Annotated in this window: 8 protein-coding genes; 1 reads left to right on the top strand and 7 read right to left on the bottom strand. The window is 69.2% G+C overall.

What is annotated here, in order from left to right:
• Positions 1-3 precede the first annotated feature (3 nt).
• Genes ACSQ9I_RS05095 through ACSQ9I_RS05075 form a run of 5 tightly spaced genes read right to left on the bottom strand, consistent with a single transcriptional unit; the run spans position 4 to position 3758 of the window.
• Positions 4-1275, bottom strand: a complete 1272-nt coding sequence (locus ACSQ9I_RS05095; RefSeq protein WP_436293752.1) for a dihydroorotase — start codon at positions 1273-1275, stop codon at positions 4-6.
• Positions 1272-2234 carry an aspartate carbamoyltransferase catalytic subunit gene (locus ACSQ9I_RS05090; RefSeq protein ID WP_093109562.1) on the bottom strand — a complete coding sequence of 321 codons (963 nt, stop codon included), beginning with the start codon at positions 2232-2234 and terminating at the stop codon, positions 1272-1274. The genes ACSQ9I_RS05095 and ACSQ9I_RS05090 overlap by 4 nt, the downstream gene beginning before the upstream one ends.
• The gene (gene pyrR, locus ACSQ9I_RS05085; protein WP_093109561.1) at positions 2234-2728 is read right to left on the bottom strand and encodes a bifunctional pyr operon transcriptional regulator/uracil phosphoribosyltransferase PyrR; all 495 of its coding nucleotides are present in this window, start codon (positions 2726-2728) and stop codon (positions 2234-2236) included. The genes ACSQ9I_RS05090 and pyrR overlap by 1 nt, the downstream gene beginning before the upstream one ends.
• The gene (gene ruvX, locus ACSQ9I_RS05080; protein WP_436312454.1) at positions 2725-3147 is read right to left on the bottom strand and encodes a Holliday junction resolvase RuvX; all 423 of its coding nucleotides are present in this window, start codon (positions 3145-3147) and stop codon (positions 2725-2727) included. The genes pyrR and ruvX overlap by 4 nt, the downstream gene beginning before the upstream one ends.
• Before the next feature lie 11 nt (positions 3148-3158).
• Positions 3159-3758: a YqgE/AlgH family protein gene (locus ACSQ9I_RS05075; protein ID WP_093109560.1), complete on the bottom strand. Its 600-nt coding sequence runs from the start codon at positions 3756-3758 to the stop codon at positions 3159-3161.
• Between ACSQ9I_RS05075 and ACSQ9I_RS05070 the strand changes: the two genes are divergently transcribed.
• A complete protein-coding gene (locus tag ACSQ9I_RS05070) occupies positions 3757-5268 on the top strand; it encodes a cryptochrome/photolyase family protein (RefSeq protein ID WP_436312453.1) in 1512 nt (503 codons plus the stop codon). The two genes, ACSQ9I_RS05075 and ACSQ9I_RS05070, sit on opposite strands and share 2 nt — an antisense overlap.
• Before the next feature lie 19 nt (positions 5269-5287).
• On the opposite strand, the gene ACSQ9I_RS05065 is transcribed toward ACSQ9I_RS05070, so the two are convergent.
• Both ACSQ9I_RS05065 and ACSQ9I_RS05060 read right to left on the bottom strand, forming a co-directional pair.
• Entirely contained in the window at positions 5288-11194 is a 5907-nt protein-coding gene (locus ACSQ9I_RS05065; RefSeq protein ID WP_436312452.1) for an Hpt domain-containing protein, read from the bottom strand.
• 16 nt (positions 11195-11210) lie between these two features.
• Positions 11211-13412, bottom strand: coding sequence for a methyl-accepting chemotaxis protein (locus ACSQ9I_RS05060; RefSeq protein WP_436315712.1), 2202 nt, complete (start codon positions 13410-13412; stop codon positions 11211-11213).
• Positions 13413-13578 lie beyond the last annotated feature (166 nt).

The following is a 13578-nucleotide window of genomic DNA, read 5'->3' as shown; positions in this document are numbered from 1 at the left end:
CGGTCAGCCGTGGACCAGCCGTCCGCCCACCAGCGTGAAGCGCGCCTGCCCGCGCAGCGCGTAGCCGCCGAAGGGCGTGTGCTTGCCCTGGCTGCGCAGCGCCTCGGGCCGTACCTGCCATTCGAGCGCGGGATCGACGACGCAGAGGTCGGCGGCCAGGCCCGGCGACAGCCGGCCCGCTTCCTCGACGCCGATCAGCTTTGCCGGCGCCGCGCTCACGACCTCGATCGCGCGCGCCAGTCCGGCGCCGCTCTGCTCGCCCCATTGCAAGGCCAGCGGCAGCAGCAGTTCGAGCCCCGTCGCGCCCGGCTCGCTTTCGGCGAAAGGCAGGGTCTTGGCATCGGCCTCCACCGGCGTGTGGTCGGACACCAGCGCGTCGATGGTGCCGTCGGCCAGCCCGGCGGAAAGCGCATCGCGGTCGCGCTGCTGGCGCAGCGGCGGGTTGAGCCGCGCGCGGCTGTCGAAGTAGCCGATGTCGGTGTCGGCCAGGTGCAGCGAGTTGATGCTGACGTCGCAGCTGAGCGGCAGGCCTTCGGCCTTGGCGGCGCGCACCAGGGCCACGCCGGCCGCGCTCGACAGGCGGCACAGGTGCACGCGCGCGCCGGTGCTGCGCATGAGTTCGACGATGGTGAAGATCGCGATCGTTTCGGCCGCGACCGGCACGCCGGCCAAGCCGAGCCGCGTGGCAAGCGGGCCGCTGGCGGCCACGCCCTTGCCCAGGTCGCGGTCCTGCGGGCGCAGCCACACGGTGTAGCCGAAGGTGCTGGCGTAGAGCAACGCGCGCTGCAGCACCTGCGTGTTGCCCAGCGGGATGTCGGCCTGGCCGAAGCCGATGCAACCGGCCTCGGTGAGCTCGGCCATTTCGGTGAGCACTTCACCGGCGAGGCCGCGCGTGAGCGCGCCGAGCGGGAACAGGCGCGCGCTCTGCATCTTCTCGGCGCGGAACTTGAGCATCTCGACCAGGCCGGGCTCGTCGAGCACGGGGTCGGTGTCGGGCGGGCAGACCAGGCTGGTGACGCCGCCGGCCACCGCCGCGGCCATCTCGCTTTCGAGCATGCCTTCGTGCTCGTAGCCGGGTTCGCGCAGCCGCGCGGCCAGGTCGACCAGGCCGGGCACGACGAGGCAGCCCTGGGCATCGAGCGTGCGGTCGGCGCGGAAGTCGGCGGGTGTGCTGCCGATGGCGAGCACCTTGCCGTCGGCGATGGCCACGTCGGCCTGGCGGTCGATGCCCGACGCAGGATCGATGACGCGCCCATTGGTGATCAGGATTTTCATGCTTCGTTTCCGGCGACGATGCTCATCACGGCCATGCGCACCGCGATGCCGAATGTGACCTGCGGCAGGATCACGCTCTGCCGGCCGTCGACCACGGCCGAGTCGATCTCGACGCCGCGGTTGATCGGCCCCGGATGCATCACGATCGCATCGGGCTTGGCGAGCTGCAGCTTCTCGGGCGTGAGGCCGTAGGTCTTGAAGAATTCCTGCGACGAAGGCAGCAGCGCGCCGCTCATGCGCTCGTTCTGCAGCCGCAGCATGATGATCACGTCGCAGTCCTTGATGCCTTCCTCGAGCGTGTGGCACACGCGCACGCCCATCTGCGCCATATCGCCCGGCACCAGCGTCTTGGGGCCGACCACGCGCACCTCGGCGCAGCCCAGCGTGGTGAGGCCGTGGATGTCGGAGCGCGCCACGCGCGAGTGCAGCACGTCGCCGACGATCGCCACCGTGAGGTTGGAAAAGTCCTTCTTGTAGTGGCGGATCGTGTACATGTCGAGCAGCCCCTGCGTCGGGTGCGCGTGGCGGCCGTCGCCGGCATTCACCACGTGCACGTGCGGGGCGACATGTTGCGCGATCAGGTAGGGCGCACCCGATTCGCTGTGGCGCACCACGAACAGGTCGGCCGCCATCGCGCTCAGGTTGGCGATGGTGTCGAGCAGCGATTCGCCCTTGGTCGCCGACGAGCGCGCGATGTCGAGGTTGATGACGTCGGCCGACAGCCGCTTGGCCGCGATCTCGAAGGTGGTGCGGGTGCGGGTCGAGTTCTCGAAGAAGAGGTTGAACACGCTCTTGCCGCGCAGAAGCGGCACCTTCTTCACCTCGCGATCGCTCACGCTGGTGAAGTTGGCGGCGGTGTCGAGGATGTGGGTGACGATGTCCTTCGGCAGACCCTCGATCGAGAGCAGGTGGATCAGCTCGCCGTTCTTGTTGAGTTGGGGGTTGCGTTTATAGAGCATCAGGCTTTTTCCACTTTGAAGCTGAATACGCCTTTGTCGTCATGCGCGAGGGCGAGCGATTGCTCGGCGGGTAGCTCGAGCTTGGCCGCGGCGAAGTCGGCCGCCACCGGCAGCTCGCGCCCGCCGCGGTCGACCAGCACCGCCAGCCGCACGCAGGCTGGCCGGCCGAAGTCGAACAGCTCGTTGAGCACCGCGCGCAGGGTGCGGCCGGTGTAGAGCACGTCGTCGAGCAGCAGCACGTCGGCGCCATTGACGTCGAAGGGCAGATGGGTCTGCGCGCTCGCGGCCAGGCCCCGGCGCGCGAAGTCGTCGCGGTGCATGGCCGAGGAGATGGTGCCGGGCGCGCCCGGCAGCCCCAAGTCTTTCTGCAGCCGCTCGACCAGCCAGGCACCGCCGGAGGTGATGCCGACCGGGCGGGTGTCGGGCCGCATCAGGGATTTCACGCCGCGCAGCAGCTCGAGGTAGAGCGCTTCGGCGTCGGGAATGGAGTTCACGGAAGGCTCCTCAGGAACTGTTCAAGAATGATGCAGGCCGACGCGGCATCGGCATCGCGCGCACCCGAGGCCAGCGCCGCGGTTGTGCTGTAGCGCTCGTCGACCTCGTAGACGGGCAGCCCGAAGCGGCCTCTCAGCTGGCGGGCGAAGCGCTGGGCGGCCCGGGTGTTGTCGTGCGGCGCGCCGTCGGGGTGGTAGGGAACGCCGACCACCAGAGCGTCGGGCTGCCACTCGCGGATGCGGGCTTCGACCTGGGCAAAGCGTGCGTCGCCCTCGGCCTTGATGGTGGCTTGCGGCGTGGCGCTCTTCAACAGCCGGTTGCCGCTCGCGACACCGGTGCGCTTCTGCCCGAAGTCGAAGGCCAGGAAGCTTTGGAAATGGGAGGGAACGGAAGCAGGAGGGGCAGCGCTGTCAGGCATCGCCAAAACCCTCACGCATGCCCCGCGTCGGGCGACAGCGTCCAGGCCTCGAGGCCCAGCAGCGACAGGGCCCGGTCGTAGCGCTGCTCGATCGGCGTGTCGAAGATCACCGCCGGGTCGGCAACCACCGTGAGCCAGCTGTTCTCGGCCAGTTCGGATTCGAGCTGGCCCTCGCCCCAGGCCGCGTAGCCGAGCGAGACCAGCACCTTGCGCGGGCCGGCGCCGGTGGCCAGGGCCTCCAGCACGTCCTTGGAAGTGGTCATCTCCAGCCCGCCGGGAATGGTCATGGTCGAGGCGTAGACGGATTCGTTGGGCCTCTCGGCATCGGAGAACACCGGCTCATGCAGCACGAAGCCGCGCTCGGTCTGCACCGGGCCGCCCTGGAACACGGGCGCGCTGCCGAGCTCGGGGCGCGAGAGGTGGAGCTCGATCTTCTCGAACAGCACCTTGAGATTGATGTCGCTGGGCTTGTTGATCACCAGGCCGAGCGCGCCGCGCTCGCTGTGTTCGCAGAGGTAGACCACGCTGCGGCTGAAGGCCTTGTCTTCCAGCCCCGGCATCGCAATCAGGAAGTGATGCGTGAGGTTCATCGGGGCAGAATCGGAGGCCATGCCGCCGATTTTACTGGCCGTCGACAAAAGCTATCCCAAGGGCCTGATGTGGTTCCGCCGCGACCTCCGGGTGGACGACAACGCGGCGCTCTACCACGCGCTGCGCAATTGCCGGCAAGTGGTCTGCGCGTTTGTCTTCGACCGCGCGATCCTCGATGCGCTGCCGCGCGTGGACCGGCGCGTGGAATTCATCCGCGAATCGCTGGTCGGGCTCGATGCCGAGCTGCGCGCGCTGGGCGGCGGGCTGATCGTGCGCCACGCGGTGGCCGAGGACGAAATCGCGCCGCTGGCGCGCGCGCTGGATGTGCAGGCCGTGTTCGCGAACCGCGACGACGAGCCCGACGCCCTCGCGCGCGACGCCAAGGTTTTCGGCGCGCTCGCCAATGCCGGCATCGCCTTCCACACCCACAAGGACCAGGCCGTCTTCGAACGCGACGAGCTGCTGACCCAGACCGGCCAGCCTTACACGGTATTCACGCCCTACAGGCGCGCCTGGCTGGCCAAGGTCGATGCCTTCTATCTGAAGCCCTACCCCGTGCGCGGCTACGCCGATGCGCTCGCGCCTGCGCCGGAGAAATTCAGCGCGCCGGTGCCGACACTGGCGGAGATCGGCTTCGAGCCCAGCAATCTGGCCGAGCTCGACATCCCGACCGGCAGCCAGGGCGCCGCCGCACTGGTGGGCGACTTCTTCCAGCGAATCGACCGCTACGACACGGCGCGCGACTACCCCGCGGTGCGCGGCCCCAGCTACCTGGGCGTCCACCTGCGCTTCGGCACGGTCTCGATCCGGCAGCTCGCGGGCATGGCGCACCAGCTCTCGCAGCAGGGCGGCGCGGGCGCCGCGACCTGGCTCGGCGAGCTGATCTGGCGCGACTTCTATTTCCAGATCCTGGCCCACCGTCCGCATGTGGCCGAGGGCGGCGAGTCGCGCAGCTTCAGGCCGGAGTACGACAAGATCCAGTGGCATCACGGCAAGCACGCCGACCTGCTGTTCGACGCCTGGTGCCAGGGCCAGACCGGCTACCCGCTGGTCGACGCCGCGATGGCGCAGATCAACCAGAGCGGCTACATGCACAACCGGCTGCGCATGGTGGCGGCCAGCTTTCTGTGCAAGGACCTCGGGCTGGACTGGCGGCGCGGCGAGCGCTACTTCGCGCTGCACCTCAACGACTTCGAGCTGTCGTCGAACAACGGCGGCTGGCAGTGGGCGAGCTCCAGCGGCTGCGATGCGCAGCCCTACTTCCGGATCTTCAATCCCGTGACGCAAAGCGAGCGCTTCGACCCCGAAGGCAAGTTCATCCGCCGCTACCTGCCGCAGCTCGCGAAGCTGCCCAACGCGGCGATCCACGCGCCATGGACCGCCAAGCCGCTGGAGCTGGAAGCGGCCGGGGTGAAGCTGGGCGAGAACTATCCGAAGCCGATCGTCGACCACGCCGAAGCGCGGGAGCGGACGCTGCAGCGCTATGGGGTGGTGCGCCAGGCGCTCGACAAGAAAAAGGGCGGCGCCTGAGGGCCCTGCCCCATCCGGCTCAAGCCGCCATCGCCACCGGCACCTCGGCGCTGGTGTAGCTGCGCACCAGCCGCAGCAGCTCTTCTTCGGAGTAGGGCTTGCCGAGGTAGTGGTTGACGCCCAGCGCACGCGCGTGATCGCGGTGTTTCTCGGCGATGCGCGAGGTGATCATGATGATCGGCAGGCCGGCCAGCGACTCGTCGGCGCGGATGTTGCGCGCGAGGTCGAAGCCGTCCATGCGCGGCATCTCGATGTCGGACAGCACCACGGCCGGCCGTTCCTGCTGCAGGCGTTCGAGCGCCTGCAGGCCGTCGGCCGCCAGCGACACGCGGTAGCCTTCGCGCTGCAGCAAGCGCTGCGTGACGCGCCGCACCGTGATCGAGTCGTCGACCACCAGCACCAGCGGAATCTGCGGCGCCGGCTGGGGCAGCGCGGGTTCTGCGCTGCGCACGCCCTGCGACGACGACGACGCCGCTGCGCCCTTGGCCTGAAGCTGGCGCGCTTTCTCGCCATGCACCGCGGCCAGCGCGACGGGGTTGTAGATCATCGCCACCGCACCGGAAGCCAGCACCGAGATGCCAGCCATGCCCGGCAGCCGCGAGAGCTGCGGCCCGAGGTTCTTGACCACGACTTCCTGGTTGCCCAGCACTTCGTCCACGTGCAGCGCCACGCGCTGCTGCGCGCTGCGCACCATGACGATGGTGTTGGTCTTGCCGATTGCGCGGTCGCTGCGCGCCGAGGACTGCAGCAATGCGCCGGCCCAGAAGAAAGGCACCTGCTCGCCGGCGAAGGCATAGCGCTGGTTGAGGTACGCGGTTTCGAGTTCGGAGCCGCTGGCGCGCTGAACCAGTTCCACCAGGTTGGACGGCACGCCGATCGAGGTGGCGCCGGTGCGCAGCATGACCACGTGGGTCACGGCGGTGGTCAGCGGCAGCACGAGCTTGAAGCTGGTGCCCTCGCCCGGCTTGCTCTGGGTTTCGATGCGGCCGCCGAGCGCCGCGATCTGCGCGCGCACCACGTCCATGCCGATACCACGGCCGGCCAGCTCCGACACCTGCTCGGCTGTCGAGAAGCCGGGCTGGAAGATCAGTTCGGCGGCCTCGTCTTCGCTGAGCTTCTGGCCTTGGGCGATCAGACCCAGGGACTGCGCGCGCTCGACGATGCGCTTGTGGTTGAGGCCCGCGCCGTCGTCGCGGAAGCTCACCGAGACGTCGTTGCCCTCGTGGTGCAGTTCGATGACGATCAGGCCGCTGGCATCCTTGCCGGCCTTCTCGCGCGCCGCCACGTCCTCGATGCCGTGCGCGACGCAGTTGCGCAGCAGATGCTCGAAGGCGGGCGTCATGCGGTCCAGCACGCCCCGGTCCATCTCGATCGAGCCGCCGACGATGTCCAGGCGCACCTGCTTGCCGGTGTCCTTGGAGGCCTGCCGCACCACGCGATAGAGACGCTCGGAAATGCCTTCGAACTCCACCATGCGCGTGCGCAGCAGCCCGCGCTGGAGTTCGCGCGTCTGGCGCGCCTGCGCGCTGAGGTCGTCTTCGGTCGCCTGCACGGTCTTCTGGAGCGTGCGCTGGACAGTCGCCACGTCGTTGACCGACTCGGCCATCATGCGCGTGAGTTCCTGCACGCGCGTGAAGCGGTCGAACTCGAGCGGGTCGAAGCCCTGCTGCGAGTCCTTGGCCTGCGCCAGGCGCGATTGCATCTGGCTTTCGGCCTGGACCTCGATGTCGCGCAGCTGCTGGCGCAGGCGGTCCAGGTTGCCGGTGAGGTCGCCCAGCGAGCTGCGCAACTGGCCCAGTTCGGCCTCGAGCCGCGAGCGCGTGATGATGACCTCGCCGGCCTGTGCCACCAGGCGGTCGAGCAGGTGGGTGCGAATGCGCACTGCCTGGCTCGAGATGGTGCGCAGCGGCGTGAGCGCGGACGGCGAGGGCAGCGCCACCGCGCGGCGCGCTGTATCGGCCTCGGCGACGGGTACCGGCTCGGGCGTACCTGCCTTCGGCTCGGCCGTGTCGGCTCGCGCTTCTGCTGCGGCCGATACGGCGGGCGCTGCCGGAGCGGCAGCGACCACCCGCTGCACCAGCTCGGTCTGGATGGCGTCGTCGGCGGCACGCAGCCCGTCGAAGGTGGCCTGCAGCGTGTCGAAGCGGGTCAGCAAGTGCTCGATCGCCTGGCGGTCCGCACCCTCGGCGCTGATCGCCTCGATCTCGGATTCCATGCGGTGGGCACGTTCGCCCAGTCGCATGGCGCCGGCCAGCCGGGCACTGCCCTTGAGCGTGTGCAAGGTGCGCAGCGTGGAGGCGCGGGGCGCCGGATCGTCGGGATGCTGCGACCACTCGCGCAATGCCGTGCCGAGCTGAGGCAGCAGTTCGGCCGCCTCTTCCTCGAAGATCGGGAACAGGTCGACGTCGATCACGTCGGTGACGTCGATCGCGTCCTCGGAATCGTCGAGCGCCACATCGGCCACGGCGAAGCGCAACGAGGCTGCGGACCCGATCGCCGCTTCGCCCATGTCTAGCGGCATCGGCGAGGCGGCGACATCGCGCAGCGCGCGCATGGTTTCTTGGGCGGGCTCGTGCAGGAAGCCGGCGGCGAACTGGTGCAGCAGGCGCCGCAACTCTTCGGCCGCCGTCACCAGCACGGCGCCCTGCGCGGGCGTGCCGCGGCCCTGCATGTGCAGATGCTGCAGCGCCGCCTCGATCGAGCGCGCCATGTCCGACAGGCCCTGGAAGCCCACGGTCGCGGAACTGCCGGCGAGCGAATGGGCGAGCCCGATGGTCGAGTCCGACACGCGTTCGTGCGATTCGAGCGCCCACTCGCCGACCTCGATGGCCAGCTGGCGCGACCATTCGTCGGCTTCGTTGAGATAGACGTTGTAGAGCGCGATGCCGATGCGAAGCGGGCCGATCACCTTGACCTGGTCGTCGGCGCTCGGTGCGGCCGGACGCTCGGGCTCGGCTTCGGGCTCTGCGCTTGCCGCAACCGCCTCGGGTTCTGCTTGCAGCGCTTGCGGCAGTTCTTCCAGCGCCTCCTCGGCGACCGCCGGGGCTTCGGGCTCCGGCATGGCTTCAGGCTCGACGTGCAGCGCCTGTGCCGGCTCCGGCGTCGGCTCGGGTTCCGCCACGGGGGCCGGGATCGAGGCAGGAGCCTCGAAGACGGGCTCGGCCGGCAGCGCCAGCGCCGGCTCGATCGAGACGTGCGCGGTTTCGAGGAAGTCGATTTCTTCGAGCTCGGCCGGCGGCACGGGCTCTTCCAGCGCAGGGGCCGGCTTGGCTTCGAAATCGAGGAAATCGGTCGAGGCGAAGTCGTCGGCGGAGGTGGTGGCGAAAGGAGGCACCGGCTCCGGCGCGGCCTCGCTCGGCGCCTCGAAAGCCATCGGCGCCATGTCGAGTTCGAGCTCGGGCAGTTCCGGCAGGGCCAGCGGTTCGGGCTGCGCGTCGGGCGCAGCCTTGGCCTCGGCCATCGTTTCTTCGGCCGCGATGTGGCGCGCCGCTGCCACCAGGGCTTCGGCATCGGCCACGCGCGCCGGCGGCGCGATCGGCTCACCCGTGCGCAAGGCTTCCGCCACGCTGCGGAAGGGTGCGGATTGCCAGCCGTGCGGCTCGTTGGCAGCGATGGCTTCGACCCACTTGGCGAAGTCCGTCAGTGCGCGCTTGGTGCCGGCAAGCAATTCGGGCGTAGCCGGACGCTGGTCGGCCAGCCAGGTGTTGAGCACCTGCTCGAAGGACCAGGCAGCCTCGCCGAAATCCATCAGCCCGACCATGCGCGAGCTGCCCTTGAGGGTGTGGAAGGCGCGCCGCAGCACGGTCAGCTCGCCGTTGTCGTCCGGCTGCGCGCCGAGCGCCGACACGGCAGCCAGGCCGTTGTGCAACACCTCGCGGGCCTCGTCGAGGAAGATGTTCTGGAGATCGTCTTCCTCGAGCTCCGTCACTTCGGTGTCGGGCAGGGCCTCCAGCGGTGCGGGGCCGGTGATCTTGGCGGTCCAGCTCGCGGTGGCCTTGCTGAATTCCTCGATCGGCGAAGGCGCCTTGCGGGTCGGGCCGGCCAGCGCGGCGAGCTTGGCCGCGATCTGCGCATCGACTTCCTCGACGCTCAGCACGGTGTCGGTGACCGAGACGGGTCCCGATGCGGAGGCAAAGGAAACCGGCGCCGTCGCTTCGGGCTCGGCGGTGTCGTTGGCCTGGCGGCCCATCAGCGGCTTGAGTTCGCCGGCTTCGCTGTCGAACACGAACAGGCGCTTGGCCAGCGCCGGCTGGTAGCCGAGCATGTCGATCAGGAAGCCCAGCGCGCCGAGGTTGTTGCCGAGCGCATCGAAATCGCTGGCTTCGGTGGCGGCGGCTTCCTCGGCCAGCAGTTGGTCGACGTTCTCGCGCATGCGCTGCACGGTCTGCGCGGCCTGGTCGAGGCCGAGCACCGAGAACACGCCGCGCATCTGCAGCAGCTGGGTCGGTACCGTACGCAGCACGCTCTTGTCGCCCGGGCGGCGGAAGAACTGGTCGAGCGACTTCTCGAGTTCGCTCAGGTGGGCGCGCAGTTCGCCGACCACCGTGCCCATGGTCTGGCGGTCGCTCACGCGGCGATAGAGCTCCTCCATCCACGGCTCGAGCGGTTCCGAACGGCCGCCTTCGCGCACGCGTTCGATGCGGCCGGCCAGTTGCACCGTGCGGGCCGTCAATTGCCGGTCGTGCGGATCGAGATCTTCGAAGGCGGCTTCGAGATAGAGGACCGAGGTCGCGACTTCCATCGCCAGCTCGGTGGCCGGCGGCTTGCCCGAACGCAGCGAGGCGTCGACCGCATTGTTCAGGGCCTGCACCATCGGCAGGCTCGGCGGATGCAGCTTCTGCAGCGATTCGCCGAGCTGGGCGAAGGTGTCGGCCACCTGCCGCGTGCGCGAAACGTCGCCGCCCGAGAGCGCCGACCACATTTCCTTGGCGGCCTCGATGCGCTTGCGTGCCTGCGCGAGTGCCAGCGGGTCGAAGCGGCCGAATTGTTCGATCGCGTAGTCGACCTTCTGCTCGTTGGCCACGCCCCAGGCGACGCGCACCGCGCGCAGCGTGGCGGCTTCGTCGCGCGGGCCGGGCACGGCTTGCGCGCAGAAGAACAGCAGGTCCTGGCCGAGGCGGTCCGACACCGTGTTGTCGCCGCGCGCCAGGGTGGCGTACTGCAGCAGCACGCGCGAGGCCGCGCGCTTCACATGGGCATCGGTCGGAATCAGCGACAGCGCCAGGGCTTCGAAGAAGCCGGCCGCGAGGGTCCAGAAACTGGCGACGCGCGGCACCGAGGCGCCGCGCCCCAGGCCCAGGCACAAGGCCTGAAGGCGCCGCGCGGCATGGTCGTCGCCGCTCTTGACGATCTTGAGCACTTCGCGGTCGAGCTTGGAGCGGACCGCCGGGTCGTACACCAGCGCGGTCTGCGTCGGCGCCGGCTTGATCTCGACCCAGCGCCAGCTCATGCTCCACAGGTCGGCCGGGTGGACGCGTTCGTTGCCGACCAGTTCCAGCACGTCGCGGTACTGGGGGAACAGCGCGACCGAGGACACGGTCTTGCCCGCCAGCAGCGCATTGAGGAAATCGGTGGCGGCGAAGCCCGCGCGGTCGATCTTGTGGACGGCGGCTTCGGTGCAGCGCGCCGGCTCCGTGATGAAGCTCTGGACCGCGAACTCCATCGCGCCCAGCACCAGCGCCGGCGCCGTATGGCCCACCATCTGCAGCGCACCGACGGCTTGGTGCAGCTGCTGCCGCGCCAAGCGCAGCGGCGTGGTGTCGGTCTCCGGGGCGCTGCCGGCCTCGCGGGCAAAGCGCCGCAGCGTCTTGCTGACGTTGTCGAGCGACTTCTGGATTTCTCCGAGCACCCAGGCCAGCGGCCCGAGATCTTCGGTGGCTGGCGCGTTGCCAGCTACTGGGGCGGTGGCAGGGCTTTGAATCGACACGTTCTGCGCTCGGCGTTCAGACAATCTTGAAACGTGACACCGACTGGCGCAGTTCCTCGGCCATGTGCGAGAGCTCGCGGACCTGCTGCGCGGTGGTGCGCGTACCTTCGCCGGTCTGCTCCGTCACGGCGAAAATGTGCTGGATGTTGGCTGCCACGACGTTGGCCGAATCGGCCTCGCGGGACGCGGACTGCGAGATCTGCTCGATCAGCTCGGCGAGGCGGCGCGACACGCGGTCGATCTCGGACAGCGCGGTACCGGCGTTGTCGGAGAGCTTGGCCCCTTCCACCACACCCTGCGTGGAGCGCTCCATGGCGCCGACCGCATCCTGCGTGTCGGTCTGAATGGCCTTCACAAGCGCCGAGATCTGACGCGTGGCGTCCGCCGAGCGTTCGGCCAGTCGCTGCACTTCTTCCGCCACCACCGAGAAGCCGCGGCCGGCCTCGCCGGCCGACGCGGCCTGGATGGCGGCGTTGAGCGCCAGCACGTTGGTCTGTTCGGTAATGTCCGAGATCAGCTCGGTGATTTCACCAATCTCCTGCGAGGATTCGCCGAGGCGCTTGATGCGCTTGGAGGTTTCCTGGATCTGGTCGCGGATCGAGTTCATGCCGCCGATCGCGTTCTGCACGGCCTGCAGGCCGGAGGAAGCGGCTTCCAGCGACTGGCGCGCCACCGTGGCCGACTCTTGCGCTTGCGAGGACACGCCGTTGATTCGCTCAGCCATCGTCAGCACCGACTGGCCGGTTTCGCGAATCTCGCGCAGCTGTTCGGTCGAGGCAGCGAGCAGCTCGGTCGAGGTGCTTTCCACCTGCGACGTCGTCTGCGCCACGCGCGTGGCCGTGTTCTGCACGTTGCCCACCAGCAGGCGAAGTTCTTCCACCGTGTAGTTCACCGAGTCGGCGATGGCGCCCGTGATGTCTTCGGTCACCGTGGCTTCCTGCGTCAGATCGCCTTCGGCCACCGTTTGCAGTTCGTTCATGAGCCGCAAAATGGCCGCCTGGTTGGCGGCATTGACGCGGCCCGCGTCTTCGCTCGCGCGCTCGGCAGCGAGACGTTCGCGCTCGGCAGCCAGCGCACGTTCGCGGCCTTCGCGCACCTGCACGAAACCGATCGCACCGGCCAGCGCCAACGCGGCCAGCGACAGCACGAACAGCATCACCACCGTGCCGGCGCCGAGGCCGGTGCGGGCAGAGAGCTTGTCCTGCAGGTCGCCGAGCGAGGTGCGCAGCGGTTCGCTGTCGGCCAGGATGGCGGCCTGCGCTTCGCGCGCGGCGACCAGGCCCTGGAGGTTGCCCAGAATGGCGCCGGCTTTCGTGCGCGTCTGTTCGTAGGTCTTGAGGATGGCCTCGAGCTGCTGGCGCGTCTGCGGATCGCGCGAGCCGGGCAGGCGCTGCTGGGCATTGCCCTCGAGCAGGCCGCGCGTGACTTCCTGGAAGGTATTCAGGTCCTTGCCGAGCAGGAACACGGCGTCGGGGCTCACGCCTTCGACCGTGAGGAACTCGTTGGCCGACTTGCCGATGCGCTGTGTCAGCATCACCAGCTGGCCGGCGGCCGAGATCTCCGGCAGGCTGGCGTTCTGCTGCATCTTGAGCGAGGCCACGGTCTCGGTCATTTCGAGCAGATCCGAAGACTGGCGATTGATGTCGCGCAGCGCGTTACCGACTTGCGTCAGGATCTGCTGCTGGGCCAGCACGGCCTTGGCGCTCTTGTCCGCGCGCTCGACCAGCGGCGTGATCTTGCCGAGCTCGGCGTCGTACTGGCCGCCCACGCGCTCCAGCTTGAGCGAATCGTCGCCGTTCGCCAGGCCCTGCACGCGCCGCGTGAGGTCATCCGAGCTGTCCTTGACTTCCGCGAAGGCGGGAACGTTGCCCACCAGCGCCTGCGAGACCGACTTGGCGAGACGCTGCGACTGCATCAGCGACTGGCCGGTGGCCGCGACCTGTTGCGCCAGCCGTTCGGCGCGCAGGATGGCGGAGCCGGCGACGAGCAGCAGCAACAGCACCACGGTCGCGAGCACGATCGCGAGCACGCGCTGCTGGCGCGCCGGGTTCGAGCGCAGCGAGCGCACCGCGCCCGCGGGCCCCGGCGGAACCGCACCCCGTGTTTCGGCCTGCGCCGGTTCATCGAGGCTGCCGGCCGGCGCCTGGTCGTTGGCGGCGTCCATGGCGAGGACCGCGTCCGGCGTCGGCTCGGGCGCCGAATCGCGTCGGATGCGCACCGTTTTCTCTTCGGGCGGCTGCAGCGTTTCGACGCTGTCGAGCGACAGTGTCGAAGCGCTGTCGACGCGCAGGGTGCCGTTGTCGCCCGCAGGCAGGAATTTCTTGAACTTGTCGGCGATCGAGCTCACGGTCGGTCCTTCAGGTAGTGATCGGTGCCAAGCGTTC

This window comes from Variovorax sp. LjRoot84, assembly GCF_964254305.1.
Lineage (GTDB): Bacteria > Pseudomonadota > Gammaproteobacteria > Burkholderiales > Burkholderiaceae_C > Variovorax.
The sequence above is the reverse complement of the archived record's forward strand: the minus strand, read 5'-3'. Positions and strand labels throughout refer to the sequence as shown.